This window comes from Acinetobacter sp. YH12241 (genome assembly GCF_013417535.1).
Taxonomy (GTDB): Bacteria; Pseudomonadota; Gammaproteobacteria; order Pseudomonadales; family Moraxellaceae; genus Acinetobacter.
The window spans coordinates 19,488-36,612 of sequence record NZ_VPDQ01000009.1 but is presented as its reverse complement, the minus strand read 5'-3'; the positions used below and the strand labels follow the sequence as shown (position 1 = coordinate 36,612).

At 44.5% G+C, this 17,125-nt stretch carries 18 protein-coding genes; 10 read left to right on the top strand and 8 right to left on the bottom strand.

The window, feature by feature from the left end; translation table 11 throughout:
- The first annotated feature begins 133 nt into the window (after positions 1 to 133).
- On the top strand, positions 134 to 667 hold the full coding sequence (locus FTV18_RS07180; RefSeq protein WP_180017183.1) for a hypothetical protein: 534 nt from the start codon (positions 134 to 136) through the stop codon (positions 665 to 667).
- Positions 668 to 676: 9 nt separating this feature from the next.
- Positions 677 to 1,675 carry a DNA polymerase III subunit delta gene (gene holA, locus FTV18_RS07175; RefSeq protein ID WP_179992379.1) on the top strand — a complete coding sequence of 333 codons (999 nt, stop codon included), beginning with the start codon at positions 677 to 679 and terminating at the stop codon, positions 1,673 to 1,675.
- Here holA and FTV18_RS07170 read toward each other — a convergent pair.
- Positions 1,672 to 2,121: a bacteriohemerythrin gene (locus tag FTV18_RS07170; protein ID WP_180017185.1), complete on the bottom strand. Its 450-nt coding sequence runs from the start codon at positions 2,119 to 2,121 to the stop codon at positions 1,672 to 1,674. The two genes, holA and FTV18_RS07170, sit on opposite strands and share 4 nt — an antisense overlap.
- 600 nt (positions 2,122 to 2,721) lie before the next feature.
- On the opposite strand from FTV18_RS07170, the gene FTV18_RS07165 reads away from it, so the two are divergent.
- The 3 genes from FTV18_RS07165 to FTV18_RS07155 are packed head-to-tail and all read left to right on the top strand — an operon-like array spanning position 2,722 to position 7,497.
- On the top strand, positions 2,722 to 4,095 hold the full coding sequence (locus FTV18_RS07165; RefSeq protein ID WP_180017187.1) for a MacA family efflux pump subunit: 1,374 nt from the start codon (positions 2,722 to 2,724) through the stop codon (positions 4,093 to 4,095).
- Between the two features lie 2 nt (positions 4,096 to 4,097).
- A complete protein-coding gene (locus tag FTV18_RS07160; RefSeq protein WP_180017189.1) occupies positions 4,098 to 6,074 on the top strand; it encodes a MacB family efflux pump subunit in 1,977 nt (658 codons plus the stop codon).
- Positions 6,075 to 6,084: 10 nt separating this feature from the next.
- On the top strand, positions 6,085 to 7,497 hold the full coding sequence (locus FTV18_RS07155) for an efflux transporter outer membrane subunit (RefSeq protein WP_180017191.1): 1,413 nt from the start codon (positions 6,085 to 6,087) through the stop codon (positions 7,495 to 7,497).
- Positions 7,498 to 7,548: 51 nt separating this feature from the next.
- Here the strand turns inward: FTV18_RS07155 and FTV18_RS07150 are convergent, their stop codons facing one another.
- Positions 7,549 to 9,363, bottom strand: a complete 1,815-nt coding sequence (locus FTV18_RS07150) for a tetratricopeptide repeat protein (RefSeq protein WP_180017193.1) — start codon at positions 9,361 to 9,363, stop codon at positions 7,549 to 7,551.
- A 104-nt stretch (positions 9,364 to 9,467) separates the two neighbouring features.
- A complete protein-coding gene (locus FTV18_RS07145) occupies positions 9,468 to 10,238 on the bottom strand; it encodes a ThiF family adenylyltransferase (protein ID WP_005232164.1) in 771 nt (256 codons plus the stop codon).
- Between the two features lie 198 nt (positions 10,239 to 10,436).
- Here FTV18_RS07145 and FTV18_RS07140 point away from each other — a divergent pair, with 198 nt between their 5' ends.
- Positions 10,437 to 10,685 (top strand): hypothetical protein, encoded by a 249-nt coding sequence (locus FTV18_RS07140; RefSeq protein WP_180017196.1) that lies wholly within the window; start codon positions 10,437 to 10,439, stop codon positions 10,683 to 10,685.
- 35 nt (positions 10,686 to 10,720) lie between these two features.
- Here the strand turns inward: FTV18_RS07140 and orn are convergent, their stop codons facing one another.
- Positions 10,721 to 11,275 carry an oligoribonuclease gene (orn, locus tag FTV18_RS07135; protein ID WP_004782074.1) on the bottom strand — a complete coding sequence of 185 codons (555 nt, stop codon included), beginning with the start codon at positions 11,273 to 11,275 and terminating at the stop codon, positions 10,721 to 10,723.
- A 124-nt stretch (positions 11,276 to 11,399) separates the two neighbouring features.
- Here orn and rsgA point away from each other — a divergent pair, with 124 nt between their 5' ends.
- The 4 genes from rsgA to secB all read left to right on the top strand — a co-directional run bounded on the left by rsgA (position 11,400) and on the right by secB (position 13,729).
- Positions 11,400 to 12,458 carry a ribosome small subunit-dependent GTPase A gene (rsgA, locus tag FTV18_RS07130; RefSeq protein ID WP_179992385.1) on the top strand — a complete coding sequence of 353 codons (1,059 nt, stop codon included), beginning with the start codon at positions 11,400 to 11,402 and terminating at the stop codon, positions 12,456 to 12,458.
- Positions 12,459 to 12,551: 93 nt separating this feature from the next.
- Positions 12,552 to 12,959 carry a rhodanese-like domain-containing protein gene (locus FTV18_RS07125; RefSeq protein ID WP_005232169.1) on the top strand — a complete coding sequence of 136 codons (408 nt, stop codon included), beginning with the start codon at positions 12,552 to 12,554 and terminating at the stop codon, positions 12,957 to 12,959.
- Positions 12,960 to 12,980: 21 nt separating this feature from the next.
- The gene (grxC, locus tag FTV18_RS07120) at positions 12,981 to 13,235 is read left to right on the top strand and encodes a glutaredoxin 3 (protein WP_004782071.1); all 255 of its coding nucleotides are present in this window, start codon (positions 12,981 to 12,983) and stop codon (positions 13,233 to 13,235) included.
- A gap of 35 nt (positions 13,236 to 13,270) precedes the next feature.
- Positions 13,271 to 13,729 (top strand): protein-export chaperone SecB, encoded by a 459-nt coding sequence (gene secB, locus FTV18_RS07115; RefSeq protein ID WP_004782070.1) that lies wholly within the window; start codon positions 13,271 to 13,273, stop codon positions 13,727 to 13,729.
- A 51-nt stretch (positions 13,730 to 13,780) separates the two neighbouring features.
- Here secB and FTV18_RS07110 read toward each other — a convergent pair whose 3' ends face one another.
- The 4 genes from FTV18_RS07110 to FTV18_RS07095 form a co-directional block, all read right to left on the bottom strand.
- A complete protein-coding gene (locus tag FTV18_RS07110) occupies positions 13,781 to 14,179 on the bottom strand; it encodes a cytochrome b562 (protein ID WP_180012638.1) in 399 nt (132 codons plus the stop codon).
- 190 nt (positions 14,180 to 14,369) lie between these two features.
- Entirely contained in the window at positions 14,370 to 15,176 is an 807-nt protein-coding gene (locus tag FTV18_RS07105) for an enoyl-ACP reductase (protein ID WP_005232173.1), read from the bottom strand.
- Positions 15,177 to 15,304: 128 nt separating this feature from the next.
- On the bottom strand, positions 15,305 to 16,126 hold the full coding sequence (locus FTV18_RS07100) for a TatD family hydrolase (protein ID WP_180017238.1): 822 nt from the start codon (positions 16,124 to 16,126) through the stop codon (positions 15,305 to 15,307).
- On the bottom strand, positions 16,123 to 17,085 hold the full coding sequence (locus FTV18_RS07095; RefSeq protein ID WP_180017199.1) for an RsiV family protein: 963 nt from the start codon (positions 17,083 to 17,085) through the stop codon (positions 16,123 to 16,125). Before FTV18_RS07095 ends, FTV18_RS07100 begins: the two co-directional genes overlap by 4 nt.
- Positions 17,086 to 17,125 lie beyond the last annotated feature (40 nt).

The following is a 17,125-nucleotide window of genomic DNA, read 5'->3' as shown; positions in this document are numbered from 1 at the left end:
TCCCTTTTTTAAAGGGAGGTAGGGAGGGATTAAAAAACAATTCCAAACAAAGCCCGTTGCCAGCCAACGGGCTTTGACTTTACAATCCGGTTCAGGATTTCAAATATTTCCCTGAGGGAAAAAGAGGATACTCATGCATTTAGGCAAACGTTTAGCAGCAATTGTTTTAACTTGTGGTCTAAGTGCAGGCCTCGTCGGCTGTGGCTTTCATTTAAAAGGAACCAATCCGAGTTCCGTACCTGTAGCTTACTCAGTCATGAGTCTGGCCCTCCCTGACAATACTGAAGATCTTCAGGAAAAACTGGCTGTTTATCTGGGTGCTGCTGGAGTACAGCTGAGTAATGCACCTGATGCTTATGTCTTACGTGTCCTAGATTACACCCCTCGCCGTTTAGAATTGAATGGCAAACTTGTAGAAACCTTATTGCGTCTGAATGTAACTTTCCGAATTGAAGATGCGCAAGGCAATCCGGTGACTGAACCCCGTACGGTAATTGCGACCCGTACCTATCAATATGATATTGAAACCGTGAATACAGATGACCAGGAACAGAAATTCTTAAATCAGGTCCTGATTGATGATGTGGCCCAGCAGATTGCCCGTCAAATTTCATCGAATCGTTTGCCATTGGCAAGATCAGAAACTTCGACTCAACCAGCCCAATAAGATGACCCAATGAAACTTGACTACCTCCAGGCATTAAAACGTGTCAATGAAGCTCGCGGTGCCTGGGTGTTACATGGTCAGGAGCCTTTGCTGGAACAGAATCTGGTAGATGCCTTTCGTAGCAGCTGGCAAAGCCGTGAAGTTGAACGCCAGCGTTATGATATTAGCTCTGCCTCTGACTGGAAAAATGTCTTCAATGCTTTAAACAGCCTGTCATTATTTTCTAGCCAACTGGCAATTGAAGTGCATGGCAATATCAAACCGGATGCCAGCGGTCTCAAACTGTTAAAAAGCTATCTGCAGCAGGACAGTGATAACCTGCTGTTGGTGGTCATGCCGAAACAGGATGCCAGCAGCCTGAAATCCAGTTTTTTCCAGACCATTGATGCCAATGGCGTAAATGTATCACTGGTAGCGAACTACCCAAAAGATCGTCAACAGATCCTCGGAATTGAAGCGGAAAAACTGGGAATTAAGCTGGCCAATGACGCCTGGCAATGGCTAGAGCAGCATCATGAGCACAATTTGCTGGCAGCCAAAAATAGTCTGATGCGCGTAGCAGATACCTTTGCTGAAGTAGATATTATCCAGATTGACCATCTATATGCCTGCTTGCAGGATCAGTCCCGTTACAGCACCTATGATCTGAGTGATGCCTTGCTGAATGGGAATTTGGCACAATCAATTAAGATCTTTCAGTATCTGATTGCCTCAGGTGAACCGATGAGCCTGATTTTGTGGAGTATCAGCAAAGAAATGCGTCTATTGATGCAATTATTTGAACAGCCACAAAATGCCTTACAAATCGGTATCTGGAAGACTAAAGTGAGCTTATATCAGCAAGCCTTGCGTCGTTTAAGTCCACAGCGCTTTTTAAGCTGGCCTCAGCTTTTGATCCGGATCGATGCTGCAATCAAAGGGATGTCCAGAGAGAACCCTGAACATCTGATCTTGCAGGCCATTGCTGAAATGTGCGGTCAAAGCTTGTTTGCATCTCCGAGTGCCTAACTAAAGAAACGCGCAAACCAGCCTTTGCCTTTTTTCTTCTCCTGCGTTCGCAGGTAGCTCAGCATATTGTCCCGTACTGCTTCTACATAATCCTGATCATCGTGCTGAATATGGTTGATGAGCCATTTGGACAGAAGACGATATAAATCTTTTTCAATGGACTGACCTTGCTCAAACTTCAGACGATAATCATTTAATTTTTTGACAAATAATTCATGTATGCCGCGATGTGAAGTCAAATATTGATAACTCACCTGTTCCAGCAGGTTTTCTTCAAAGCTGAAATGTGACTGGGTATAGTCAATTAAATCGTCTAAAACCTCCCGGATTTTATCGCGATCTCCGGTACTTTTGACCTGCTCTAAGGCATTTATATAGTCCAGAATCTGGCGATGTTGATGATCAATCACCTCAATCCCAATATTGTAACTTTCATTCCATTCCATCTATGAACCTCATTAATTTTCTTAGTAAAGTCGTATTATTTTTCCGCTCATTAAATGAGCATATTCTCTTAATGAATAAACCCATATTTTTTTTATGGAATTAGATATTACAAACTTTATTTGCTTAAATCTATATGTAAAACATAGATTTTTTAAATTTTAGTAGAACACATCGTTCGAAAAATTAGATTAAAAATGAAAGAGGTTGGCTTTAGCGCAGAATTATTTTTACAACAAATATCATTAAAAACTTCCATGATATTGAGCAGCATTATGGCGTATTTTTACCAGCAGTTTAGTGACCAGCTTTTTGCATGCAGTATGTCTGAGAAGTACTTTATACTCCCATGAAGTTTTAATTAATTCATCATATGATCAATATTTTTTGGATAGCTAAATCGTATAAAATTTCACCTAAAAAAGATGATTCCAATATGAGTAGGTCAATGAATCCTTTATATAAAATCAGGTTTTATCTTATATGCTTTTTTAAACCAGGCAGTGGAAAATAGTTCTCATTTTAAATAAAAAAAATTCACGTTTTATCCTAATTTCGCTTTTATAATCAACTGTTATCCTACGACCCGAATCTGAATCCATATGCCAAAAATAAAACCTGCGAAACTCATTATGGCGATTGTAATTGCCATCCTGATGGCAGTCACTGCCTGGTATTTTCTGAAACCAAAAGAGCAGCAGCCACAATACATTACAGCTGAAGTGACCCAAGGGGATATTGAAAATTCGGTACTGGCAACTGGTGTACTTGAAGCCACCAAAATGGTCAGTGTCGGTGCCCAGGTTTCGGGTCAGGTTAAAAAAATGTATGTGCAACTCGGCGATCAGGTCAAACAAGGCCAACTGATTGCCCGAATTGACTCTGTTCGTCAGGAAAATGATTTAAAGACTGCTGAAGCCAGCATTAAAAACCAGATGGCACAGCTTGCCGTGAAACAGGCCAACCTTGCCAAGGTGGAAGCCGAGTATAAGCGTCAGCAAGCCATGTATGCCCAAGATGCAACCTCGCGTTCAGAACTGGAATCTGCATTAGCCAGCTACAAAACCGCTCAGGCAGATATCACTGCGATTAATGCACAGATTGAGCAGTCACGTTTAACCTTGGCAACCGCGAAAGAAGATCTCGGTTATACCCAAATCGTGGCACCCATGGATGGAACTATCGTAGCGATCGTGACTGAAGAAGGTCAGACTGTAAACGCCAATCAAAGCGCACCAACGATTGTGAAACTGGCACAACTGGATACCATGACGATTAAGGCTGAGATTTCCGAAGCCGATGTCATGAAAGTTCAGGAAGGCCAAACAGTGTACTTCACTACTTTGGGTAATACTGATAAGAAAATTTACGCCAAACTTCGTCAGGTTGAACCTGCACCAAATTCAATTAATACCGAAACCAATACTTCAAGCTCAACTTCAGGCTCTGCAGTGTATTACAACGCCCTGTTTGATGTACCGAATGAAGATGGCAAGCTGCGTATTGATATGACGGCGCAAGTCTATATCGTTCTTGATGAAGCACGAAATGTACTGACTGTTCCGGCGGCTGCCATTCAAGGTTCAAACCGTCCACAACGTCCAAATCGTGGTGAAGGCTCTCGCGGTGCCGTTGACCCATCTGCACGTGGTGAAGGTCAGGATCAAGCCCGTGGCGATAGTAAACGTCCGGCAGGTGACCGTCCTCCTCGCTTAGAACTTTCTGATGCTGAACGTGCCCTGATTGAACAAGGCAAAGCTCAGCGTGCCATGGTTCGTGTATTGCAGGCAGACGGAACAGCAAAACCAACCCCTGTCCTGATTGGTCTGAATAACCGTGTAACCGCACAAGTGATCAAAGGCTTGAAACGTGGTGATCAGGTTGTGATTGCAGATGGCTCTGATACTTCTAATGACGGTGCTAAACGTGGCGGCAGTGGCCGTGGTCCTGGTGGCGCCGGCCCAATGAGAATGTAAGCATGAATCAACAACAGCAACCTCTACTCGAGGTCAAGAATCTGGTTCGTGAATTCCCTGCGGGTGAAAGCACGGTCCAGATTTTAAAAGGGGTCAATCTGGAGATTTATCCGGGCGAACTGGTCGCCATTGTCGGTCAGTCCGGTTCGGGTAAATCCACCCTGATGAATATTCTCGGCTGTCTGGATAAGCCGACCAAGGGCAGCTATAAAGTTAAAGGCCGTGAAACCCGCGAACTTGAAGCTGATGAACTAGCGCAGTTACGTCGTGAATATTTCGGCTTTATTTTCCAGCGTTATCATCTGCTCAGTGATTTAAGTGCGGCAGGTAACGTCGAAGTTCCTGCAATTTATGCCGGTGCAGATTCAGATACCCGTCACGAACGTGCTGTCAAATTACTGACTGATTTGGGCTTGGGTGAAAAAACCCAGAACCGTCCGAGTCAATTGTCTGGTGGTCAGCAGCAGCGTGTTTCGATTGCCCGTGCCCTGATGAATGGCGGTGACGTGATTCTTGCCGACGAACCAACCGGTGCACTGGATAAGAATAGCGGTATTGAAGTGATGCGGATTCTGCGTGAGCTGAATGCCAAAGGTCATACCATTATTCTGGTCACACATGATCATAACGTGGCAAAAAATGCGACGCGTATTATCGAGATTTCAGACGGGAATATCATTTCAGATAAACCGAATATGCCTGAAGTTGATGATGGTTTCGAGAAAAAAAATCTGGTCCGAAATGAACAGAAGAAAATCTCGAGCTGGCGTTCTGCAGTAGACCGTCTCGGTGAAGCTTTCCGTATGGCCTTATTGGCCATGAATGCGCACCGGATGCGGACCTTCCTGACCATGCTCGGGATTATTATCGGGATCGCATCGGTGGTTTCGGTCGTTGCGCTGGGTAACGGTTCACAAAAGCAGATTCTGGAAAATATCAGCAGTCTCGGGACCAATACCATTACCGTGTTCCAGGGCCGGGGCTTCGGGGATAATTCACGTTCCTCCCAATCCAAGACGCTAATTCCCGCTGATGCCGATGCACTGGCAGAACAGCCTTATGTGGATGGGGTCAGCCCATCGGTCAACAGCAGTGTCACTGGACGCTTCAAAGAGATTGAAGCATCAACTACCGTCAACGGCGTCAGTGAAGACTTCTTCTATGTCAAAGGTATGACCTTTAAATCAGGTCAGCCATTTGATAAAGAAAGTATTACTGAGCAGGCGCAGGATGTGGTGATTGATACCAACACCCAAAATACTTTCTTTGCAGATGGCACCAATCCTGTCGGTCAGGTACTGCTTTTAGGCAGTGTACCAAGCCGGGTGATTGGCGTCATTGATGCGCAAAAAGGCATGATGGGAAACAATGATAGCCTGAATGTCTATCTGCCCTATTCTACCGTCATGAGCCGTATGCTGGGTCAACCGAATGTGCGTCAGATCATTGTGCGTATTAAGGATGAATATCCAAGCGCAGCCGCGGAAAATGCCATTTTGAATTTACTGGTCCAACGTCACGGTGCGCAGGATGTGTTTACGCAAAATGCAGACAGTATCCGTGAAACGATTCAGCAAACGACTCAAACCATGACCTTGCTGATCTCTGCGATTGCGGTGATTTCTCTGGTCGTCGGTGGTATCGGCGTAATGAATATTATGCTGGTTTCCGTGACTGAACGTACTCAGGAAATCGGAGTACGGATGGCGGTCGGTGCGCGCCAAAGTGACATTCTGCAGCAGTTCCTGATTGAAGCTGTTCTGGTTTGTATTCTGGGCGGTATTTTAGGCGTATTGCTGTCACTCGGTATCGGTCAGCTGATTACCCATTTTGCTGGAGGAACCTTCCAGATGGCATACTCGACCACATCGATTGTCGCGGCCTTTGTCTGCTCAAGCCTGATCGGTATTGTGTTCGGCTTTATCCCGGCACGTAATGCAGCCCGTTTGAATCCAGTCGATGCACTTTCTCGAGAATAAGGAATCTGATATGCATACTCTTACCAAACTTGCCAGTGCCCTACTCCTCGGGAGTTCACTGGTCGGCTGTGCAGCCGTGGTGAAAACGCCGTATGAACAACCTGCTGTACAGGTGCCTAACAACTTTCAAAACAGTAAAGCTGTAAGCCAGCAAATCCATGCTGATATTCTGGCAGATCAATGGTGGACTCTATTTAAAGATCCGCAATTGAATAATCTGGTGAATGACGTACTGGCAGCCAATAGTGATCTGGCCGTTGCCGGGATCAATTTACAGCAAGCCCGTATTCAGGCCAGACAAACACAAAGCCAGCAAGGTGTACGTATCAGTGATGCGGGGTTAACCACGCGTAGAAGCTTTGATCTGGAAGATGGCAGCAGTTCATCCGGCTTTGGGGTTAATTTCCCTGGCTTAAGCTATGAACTGGATCTGTTCGGTAAACTGGCCAATCAGACTGAAGCAGCACGCTGGGAAGCCCTGGCATCTGAAGAAGACTTGCAAGCGACTGCACAAAGTCTGATTGGTACGACTGCTCAACTGTACTGGCAGCTGGGTTATCTAAATGAACGTTATAGCGTGGTTCAACAAAACCTGGCGACTGCACAGCGTACCTATGATCTGGTCAATGTCCAGTATCGTGCCGGTGCTGTCTCTGGTTTAGATTTAACCCAAGCTGAACAAGCCATTCAAAGCCAGCAAGCGACCTTAAGTCAGATTGAGCAGCAGCGTGTGGAAACGCGTACGGCGCTGGCAGTACTCATGAATATGCCTGTGCAACAGCTTTCGATTCAGGAACCGAAACGTTTACCGAATATTGCCTTGCCCGCAATTGAAGCTGGCTTGCCTGCTAGCCTTCTCTCCCGTCGTCCTGACTTGAGAGCCACTGAACTGCGTTTGCGTAAAGCCTTGGCCAACAAGGATGCCAATAAGGCCAGTTATTATCCTTCGATCAGCCTGACTGGCAGCCTAAGTACCGGCGTGGGCACCAGTTCATCATTGTCAGATGCACTTAAAAATCCGGTGGCGACCTTAGGTGCTGGACTCAGCCTGCCATTCCTACAATGGAATGATATGAAACGTGATTTGCAAGTGAATGAGCTGGAATATGAAAAAGCGATTATCCAGTATCGTCAAACCATGTACGAAGCTTTTGCCGATGTAGAGAATGCCTTGTCTAATCGTACTGAACTCACCAAACAGGTTGCGTTACAACAGCGTAACGTTGAACTGGCTGAACGTACTGAGCGTTTGACTGAAGTACGTTATCGTAATGGTGCAGTAGCATTGAAAAATCTGCTGGATGCACAGGAAACCACGCGGAATGCCCGTCTGTCTTTAGTGCAAACCCGCCAAAGCCAATACAATGCTTATGTGACCCTAATGCAAGCTTTGGGTGGTAGCCCGATCAAACAACTGCCTTAAGTATTTAGCTCAATAAAAAACCGCTGTTAGTCAGCGGTTTTTTTTTGAAGTTTACATATGCAGATAAGCATTTACATTGTTGAGCTGTTCAATAGAAGGCTCATGTCCTAACAGACTGCCTTTTTCCAGCCATTGACGGGCAATTGCAATATCACGTTCTACACCAATGCCTTTGGTATATAAGCGCCCCAGATGACTATAAGCATCAGCATTCACCTGCGCAGCCGCTTTACGATAGCACTGGATTGCCTGATCCAAATTGGCTTCAATGCCAATTCCTTGTTCCAAAGCCTCACCTAAAGCATTTAGTGCGAGACCATTATGCTGGCTCGCAGCCTGTTCCAGATATTTCAGTCCTAAAGCCGTATCCTGCTCCACCTTCTTGCCCTTTAAATACATTAAGCCTAATTCGGTCTGGGCTTGTGCATTGCCCAATTGAGCTGCCTGATGCAGATAACGTTTGGCCTGTTCCTCATTCACTTCAAAGACTGGATAAAAACCAGAATATGCTTGATACAGATACCAGGCAGCCTTACTTGATCCTTTCGCCACCGCCTGATTCAAATATTGAATTGCTTTTTCTCGTGTCGGTAGTGGATATTCAGGCAAGCCATAAAAACGTCCCACTATATAAATCAGATCAGCTTCAGACTGTGCTGCAAGTTGCTCTTGCTGTGCAATTTCCTGAATCATTTGGGTAGCTTTAGCCGTATCTTTGGCTATACCTACTCCGTTTAAATAGCAGAGTGCCAGGCCCATCTGACTAAAGCGATGATCAGGATCGCTTTGCAAGGCATGTTGATAGAGTTCAAATGCTTTCTGCGGTTCATGTGCGACCAGATAGGATTCAAAATATAGTGCGGCAATCAGACTCAAGGCCTGTGGATGCTGGGTTTGTGCTGCTTCAGACCAGTAGCGAAATGCCATGGTTTCATTTTTTTGTACATACCAGCCATGAAAATAAGCCAGACCGATCAGGGTTTTGGCCTGTGCATCTTTATGTTCTTTGGACTGCTGTAATAGATGCTTAAACACCCGTTGACGTTGATCAGGATCAATAGTACCGAGTAACACGCCGGCATAGTAATCATATAAACCACTCTGATCACCGAGATGAATACAGCGTTTAATGAAACTCAAAGCCTGCTGTTGATCTTTGGGCAAGATTTTGCCATTTGCATAGGCTTCGGCAATATCCTGATTGGCCGCCAAGTGGTCCTGCTGTGCTGCCAGAAACAGATAGTGAATACCCAGACTTAAATCTTGCGCTGTACCATCCGCCAAATAATATTGGGCTAACTGATACTGTGAATTGGCATGTCCCTGCTCGGCATTTTGAATTAACAGTTGCAGACGTTGCTGTTCTGCAGTGTCATGGTCAGATTCAGCCAGCTCAGTGATGCGATACTGCGCATCCAGATGACCACGCGCGACCGCATGCCGATACCAGTACAAGGCTTTTTCAGGATCATTTAATTGGTATTGATGACCATCATAGATCTGGCCTAAATGATAGGCTGCATCCTCACCACCTAAACTATAAGCTTTTTCAAGAAAGCTTATGGCTTTTTCTATGCTCTGCTCACGCCCTTGTCCGTTTAAGTGCATCAAGGCCATACCTACATAAGCCTGTGGCAATTCCTGCTGCTGGGCCAGCCCCTGATAAATTTGATAGGCACGTCCATAGTCCGGGTGATGCGGATCCGTACTTAGACGGGTTGCATACTTCAATTGAGCATCAATCTGTTCAATCCATAGATCATGATGCACGGCTTTGGCCTGATCACGTTTCACCGGATCAGGACGTTTCCACATCCAGATTACTAAAGCCCCAATCCCCAAAACCAGCACTAGCAAAAACCACATAGCTGCTCCAAAACCAAAAGATTGTTTTTGTTATATGTTTAAAAATTCATTTTAAACTTAGCATAAAAAAAAGCACAGATCGTGTGCTTTTTTTGTTGACTCAATCAGGCTTTCAGTCTTTTGCTATCAAGCTTTTTCAATACTTCCGATACCGCAACCATGGCGAAGCTAGAGGTCACTACCACTGCAGAACCATAACCACCACAGCGTAGACCCGCACTTGCACAAACATCCGCACTCGAGAATGGATTATCGATAGAGTAGACACAAGTGATCCCAAATTTTTCTTTTGGCTTTTTACAGATGCCTTTAGCACGTAATTGCGCACGTAATTTTGCCAGCATTGGATCCTGTTCGGTTCTGGATAAATCCGCTACCCGGATTTTTAAAGGATCCAGTTTACCGCCTGCTCCACCGGATACAATCAATGGAATCTTGTTAAAACGGCAATGCAACATCAGGGCAAACTTTGCTTTGACGTCATCGATACAGTCCAGAATGATGTCAGGATTTCCTGACAGAATTTCTTTCACATTTTCTGGCGTCAGATAATCGTCAATCAGATTGATCTTGATGCGTGGATTAATCGAACGGCAGCGTTCTGCCATGATTTCGATTTTTTCACATCCTAGTGTCGCCGTCATAGCTGGTAACTGACGGTTAATATTCGATGCTGCGACCACATCCATATCGACCAGTGTGAGCTCACCAATCCCGGTACGTGCCAATGCTTCGACTGCCCATGAACCAACACCGCCAATTCCGATCACCATCACGTGACTGTTTTCATAATGATGAAAGCTATCGTCACCATAAATTTTAGCTACACCTGCAAAACGGCGGTCATACTCATCATCTTGAAGCAGATCAGTCATAGGTCATCAATAGCAAGAAAAACACCAGAGCATTTTAGCAAAATCATGGGCACTTTACTGCCACTAAAATCCAGATACAAAATCAGTCAAAAAAGCTTTCTTGTGCCATCGCTAATACACGTAAAATCGATCAAATTACAACCAGCACAAACTTCACAATATTTCAATTATTATTGTCCTAAAGGGAGTCAGATCAGTATGCTATTTAACGCCCTTTTTGCCCTGATGGTTTTACTGTTCCTGCTCTATCTTTACGGTTTAACCTTTAAAAAGCAGAAAAATTATTATCTCAGTATTATGATCCGTATCCTGACTTTGGGATTATTTGCCTTGATTATCCTGGATCAATATGAAACCCAGACCCATCTTGCTCTAGTGCTTCTGACCTGGGTACTGTTTGAAAGCAGTGAAAACTTTTATCACAAGAAACTTTCTGCCAAGCAATAAAAAAGAAGCTTTCGCCTCTTTTTTATTTGCTCGGATTATTTATTCATAATGAAGAAATATTCACGATAATATTTCAGTTCAGCAATCGAATCACGGATATCATCCATCGCTAGATGCGAAGCATTTTTCTTCAGACCACTCATGATTTCAGGGCGCCAGCGTTTTGCCAGCTCTTTTACTGAAGATACGTCTAGATTACGGTAATGGAAATACTGTTCCAGTTCAGGCATTAAACGGTGCAGAAAGCGACGGTCCTGACAGATCGAGTTACCACACATCGGCGATACTTTTGGATTGACCCATTTTTTCAGGAATTCAATCGTTTCACGTTCTGCATCCTGAGCAGTCAATTTACTGCGGCGTACACGCTCAATCAGGCCAGACTGACCATGCTGGCGAGTATTCCACTCGTCCATCGCATTCAGGATACGGTCAGATTGATGCACAGCTAGCACGGGCCCTTCGGCAAGAATATTTAGGTTATCGTCCGTTACAATCGTGGCAACTTCAATAATCTGGTCATTATCTGTATCCAGACCTGTCATTTCCAGGTCAATCCAAATCAGGCGGCTATCCGGGGTGCTGCTCATAAATGTGCAATCTTATTAGGCTATAAAACATTTATAGTAGCAAATTTATTACGTCGATGCTGTAACTGACACCCTGCTTCATGCTATTTTTGCCATCTCGCTCCCATGGTTTTTTAGGATTTGAATGGCTTTAATACGTAAACGTCGTTTAACTGAACAACAACAACGTCGTATTCAAAAACAGCACAAAACGCGTCAGGAAGAGATCGATACCTCTCAAGACCTGGAAGGACTGGTCGTGCAGCATTATGGCCGCCAGCTTGAAGTCCAGGCCTTGTCTGTACCTGAACAGCATCCTGAAAAACCGGTCGTGGCTGAAGGTGAACCTGAGCCATTCTGGAAACCGATTGAACTAGGGAGTGTCTGGCGCTGCCATACCCGAACTAACCTGGAATTGCTGGTAACAGGTGACCGGGTCAAATGGCAGGCTGATCCCAATACCGGACTCGGCATTATTACAGCGATTCATCCGCGCACTTCTTTGCTGACCCGTCCTGACCGTTACCACAAGGTTAAACCGGTTGCCGCCAATATTTCCCTGATTGTGATTGTGTTCGCGCCATTGCCTGAACCAGCACCAGGTTTGATTGACCGTTATCTGGTGGCTTGTGCAGATGCAGAGATTCCAGCACTTTTAGTGCTCAATAAATCAGATTTGCTCAAGGAAAATGATCCGATTCTTGATCTGCTTAAAGAATATAAAGATTTGGGTTATGAAGTCATGCAAACCCAGTCCGATGGCGATCTGACAGAACTATCCGCTCGTCTGAATGAGGAAACTGTAGCGTTTGTCGGTCAGTCTGGTGTAGGTAAAAGTACGCTGATCAATGCCATCGTCCCGGATGCTGCACAGAAAACTAATGTCATTTCTGAAAACTCGGCACTGGGTCAGCATACGACGACCTCCACACGTCTGATTTCCTTTGGCGATGGCGCTGCTCTCATCGACTCACCAGGGATTCGTGAATTTGGTCTCTGGCATCTGACCTTGGATAAAGTCCAAAGTGGTTTTCCGGAAATTGAAAACTTGCTCGGTCACTGCCAGTTCCGTAACTGCACACATAAGCATGAAAAGCAGTGTGCCTTACGTCAGGCAGCATCAACAGGGGAAATTTTGCCGCGCCGACTGGAAAGCTATTTACGTTTAATCGGCGAAATTAACGAAGCACAGCAAAAAAATTAATTTTCTTAAGGCTTAGCCCTTGAAGCGGTGATTTTGATCACCATATTTATGAGCTATACTCTTGGCAATTTTAAAATTGTAATTAGGTGAATTGTGGAACGTTGGTTCGAGTTTATGGGGAATCACCCCTTCTTGTTTGGAACACTCGCGGTACTCGTGGTTGTCTTCTTCATCATCGAAGGTCAACGTAATGGTCGCAAAATCTCTCCGCAATCGCTGGGAATTTTAGTTAAAGCAAAAAATGCCATGCTGATTGATTTACGTGATGCCAAAGACTTCCGTGAAGGTCACATCAGTGGTAGCCGTAACATTCCATATAGCCAAATTACAAAACACGTTGATGAGTTAAAAGCATCTGATCGCCCGTTGGTGTTCATTTGTAATCTTGGGCAAGTTGCAGGTTCTGCGCTTCAACAGGTAGGTCATGCAGATGCCTACCGTCTGGATGGCGGCATTACAAACTGGAAAGCTCAAGGTTTACCTTTGGTGAAAAGCAAATAATCTGCGAACAGGAGATTGATCATGGCTGAAGTTACTATTTATTCGACGACAGTATGTCCGTATTGTATCCGTGCAAAACAGCTCCTTGAGCGCAAAGGTGTTGCATTCAAAGAAATTAATTTATCGAATGAAGCCCCTGAAGTGCGTCTTGAATTGATGCAACGCACCAATCATCGTACCGTGCCACAGATTTTTATTAATGAACAATTTATCGGCGGTTTTGATCAACTTTATGCCCTAGAGCGTGAAGGCAAACTAGACGAATTATTGGCTTAATTTACTAAAACCTACCTCATATCAAGGATTAAAGAATGAGTGAAGAACAACAAGCTCAACCACAATTGGCATTAGAGCGTATTTACACTAAAGATATTTCTTTTGAAGTTCCTGGGGCACAAGTTTTTACCAAGCAATGGCAACCTGAGTTAAACATCAACCTTTCTTCTTCTGCAGAAAAAATTGATCCGACTCATTTTGAAGTGGCTTTAAAAGTTGTGGTTCAAGCAACCAATGAAGGTGATACAGCGTTTATCGTTGACGTGACTCAAGCAGGGATTTTCCTGATTGATGGCGTGGAAGAAGAGCGTCTGCCATACATTCTTGGTGCTTACTGCCCGAATATTCTGTTCCCGTTCCTTCGTGAAGCGGTGAATGATATGGTCACTAAAGGTAGCTTCCCGCAATTGCTGCTTACTCCAATCAACTTCGATGCTGAATTTGAAGCGAACATGCAACGTGCGCAAGCTGCTGCTGTTGAAGGTCAAGCTTAATCACTTGATCTTGAAGTTAAAAAAGACCGCAATTGCGGTCTTTTTTATGGCTTATTTAAAGGCTTGATGCCCCTGCTTTTTAATCTGATCCATTTTCTCTGTCAATGTTTGTGCTTTGGCTAGCTGATTGGCTGCAACAAGTTGCTCAGCTTGTTTAATCTCTTTCAATAAGTCAGTTAACAATCCCTGATAAGCCGTAATTTTTGCATCTTTGGATTTTAGCTTTTGTAGACCTGATGGTAAATTTTTCTGGCAGACTTCCACAGATTTTTGCATGCCTTGCAATGCTGCCCGCGCCTCTTTGCTATCCTTGGCAGATTTGAAATTTTTTAAATGATGGTCAAGTTCATGCATATTGTCATGATAGTGATTGTCTGCTGCCATGCCCGACGTGGTGATCCCCACAGTTCCCATCACAAAAATCATGCTGATTAAAAAATTTTTAAACATCCTTAATTGTCCTGTATTGTTTTTATATTAAGCATCTTAGTGGGAAAGTCCTGAAAGATAAATTATTTTGATCCAAATTCTTGTATCCTTTGTCATCAGACTTACATCATTAACAATTAGAGTTAAAAATAAAAAAACCCTCAAAAACTTGAGGGTTTTTCTCTGCTGAGAATTAATCTTTTAAAGCGACTTATTCTGCATCCAGCATCAGTTCAGCACTCATACCTACTGTGTTATAACCCGCATCGACATACATGATTTCACCAGTAATCCCGTTCGCCCATGGTGAGCACAGGAACAATGCTGCATTACCGACATCTTCAATGGTCACATTGCGTTTTAGTGGAGCCACTTTTTCATTTAGGTCCAGCATTTTACGGAACGATTTAATACCAGACGCTGCTAATGTACGGATTGGACCGGCTGAGATCGCATTGACACGAATACCTTCTGCGCCCAAGCTAGATGCCAGGTAACGTACACCTGCCTCTAAAGAAGCTTTCGCCAGACCCATCACATTGTAGTTTGGCATCACACGCTCAGAACCTTGATAAGTCAGCGTTAACAGGCAGCCTTGACGTACAGCCAGTAATGGCTTCGCAGCGCGTGCCATCGCGATAAAGCTGTAAGCACTGATGTCATGGGCAATCTTAAAGCCTTCGCGATCCGTCACGTCAGTGAAATCACCATCTAGGGTATGTGCTGGTGCGAAACCGATTGAATGTACGACGCCATCCAGACCATCCCAGTGTTTTGCCAGTTCTGCAAATGCATTGTCAATTTCAGCATCTACGGCCACATCACAAGGAAAAACCAATTCCGAACCGAATTGTGCAGCAAAATCATCTACACGTTTTTTCAGCTTTTCATTTGGATAAGTAAAAGCGAGTTCTGCACCTTCACGATGTAATGCCTGAGCAATACCAAAAGCAATTGATAATTTACTTGCAATACCTGCGATCAAGAAGCGCTTACCCGCCAATAGTCCTTGTGCCATGTGAATCTCACTCAAAATAATTTATATGCATGATGCCAAGTCTCAAGCATTTTAGAAATTGCATAATGCACCTTTTTTCACTGGATCATACATTGAAATACGCTTTCCGACCGATGTAGGGTTTTATCTTAGATCGCCAGATGTAAAGCCTGATGGGTGTTTTTCCAGAGCTGCTGTGCCAGTTCATCCTGATCCATATGCAGACTCTTGGCCAAGCCTTGCAAAACATAAGGCAGATTGGCAGGCGTATTGCGAGTCCGCTGTTCTGTCGAATGCTGGCAACATAAGGGCGTCATGTCCGGACAATCGGTTTCAAGTACCAGATGTTCCGGTCCTACCTGCTGTACCACCTGATGCAGTTTTTTGGCATTCGGATTGGTAATTTGCCCTGTTATTCCAAGCTTAAAGCCCAGTTTAATAAAGGCTTTCGCCTCTTCAATCCCGCCACCAAAGGCATGGGCAATACCACCTTGCTTAAACCGATGCTGTTTTAGAATCTGTAAAACATCGGCATGGGATTTACGGATATGCAGTAACACAGGTTTATCAAACTGCTGCGCCAGTTCCAGCTGTGCAGCAAAAAAATCCTTCTGTTTCTGAAAAAGTTCCGGCTGTTTATGCCGCTTATCAAAAGTATCCAAGCCAATTTCACCAATCGCAATACAAGGCTCTGTGTTTAATAACTGCTCCAGATCCTGTAAATGCTCTAGTTGATGCTGCTCAATATAGAATGGATGCAGGCCGGGTGCCAGATGGCTTTGTGGTGCATTGGCCAACTCATTAATAAAATGATGCGTCTGCAATAAATCCTTAAACCGGCTCTGTAAAAAACCAATTAAGACCAGATGCTCCACCCCTGCTGCTTTGGATGCATAAGCCAGCTGTTCCCGATCATGATCAAAATCGGGAACATCAAAATGGGTATGGGTATCAAATAACGAAACCATCAGCGTGCTTTGGCAGGAGTTGCAGGCTCGGCTTCTGAAGCAGCGTTCTCTGTTTGAGGCAGATATTCAGGTTTCAAAATGCCATTCAACTGTTCATAAGGAATGACCAGACGTGGCAAACCGACCACATAAGGACCAATCTCATATTCAGCATATTGCAGCGCCAGTCCCTGTTTAGACAGATAGAAATTATCCGTCAGTTTGAATTTCCAGGCCTGTTCATATTCGGCTACATCATTGGCCAGTTTAGATTCCATCACCCAGGTTTTAAAAGCCTCATAAGCTTTGGCTTCGAGCTGAGCCTTTTGTTTAGGCAGAATGATATCGTCCAGCTTAATCAGCTTTTTCTGCTCAAGATCAAAATTGTAGTAGGTTTGAGCAGAAGCGCCATGCGCACCACCCAGATAATGGGTACTGTTTAAGACCACAGTCGCGAGTGGATCACCAGACTGCAGAATTCTCGGTTTGATCATCAGGCTGATACTATGGCTGGCACTGAGTGCTTTCAACTCCTTATCCAGATTCAGGAAAGTCTGCATATGCGGCTGAATCTGCTGTTCAAGCTGCTGTTTCGGAGTTTGGACATTGGCTAATGCAGTTTGCGGTTCGGAAGCAGCGGCTTCAGCTTCACTGGCAGCCGATGCTTTCGCCGGTTCGATCGCATCAATAGACAAAATACCCTGTAGCTGCTGCAGAATCTGCTGATCTATCCATTCATCAATAAATGACTGATTGCTTTTCAATCGCTCAATAGAAATCTCAGGACAGTTTTTTCCTTCACATTCAGGCAAGGCCAGTTTCAGCTTCTCAGTATCACCGCTCAGCTTCAGCACTTCAGGCTGAGCCTGTACCACTTCAGGTGCAGCAGGTTCTTTCGGCTCTCTTTCCTTAGGCTGGCAGGCACTCAGCAAAACTGCTGATGCCAATACTGACAGACATAAAACATTCTTATAATTTGACATGCATTAACCTTTATTCAACATCATCATTTATCCTTGCAGG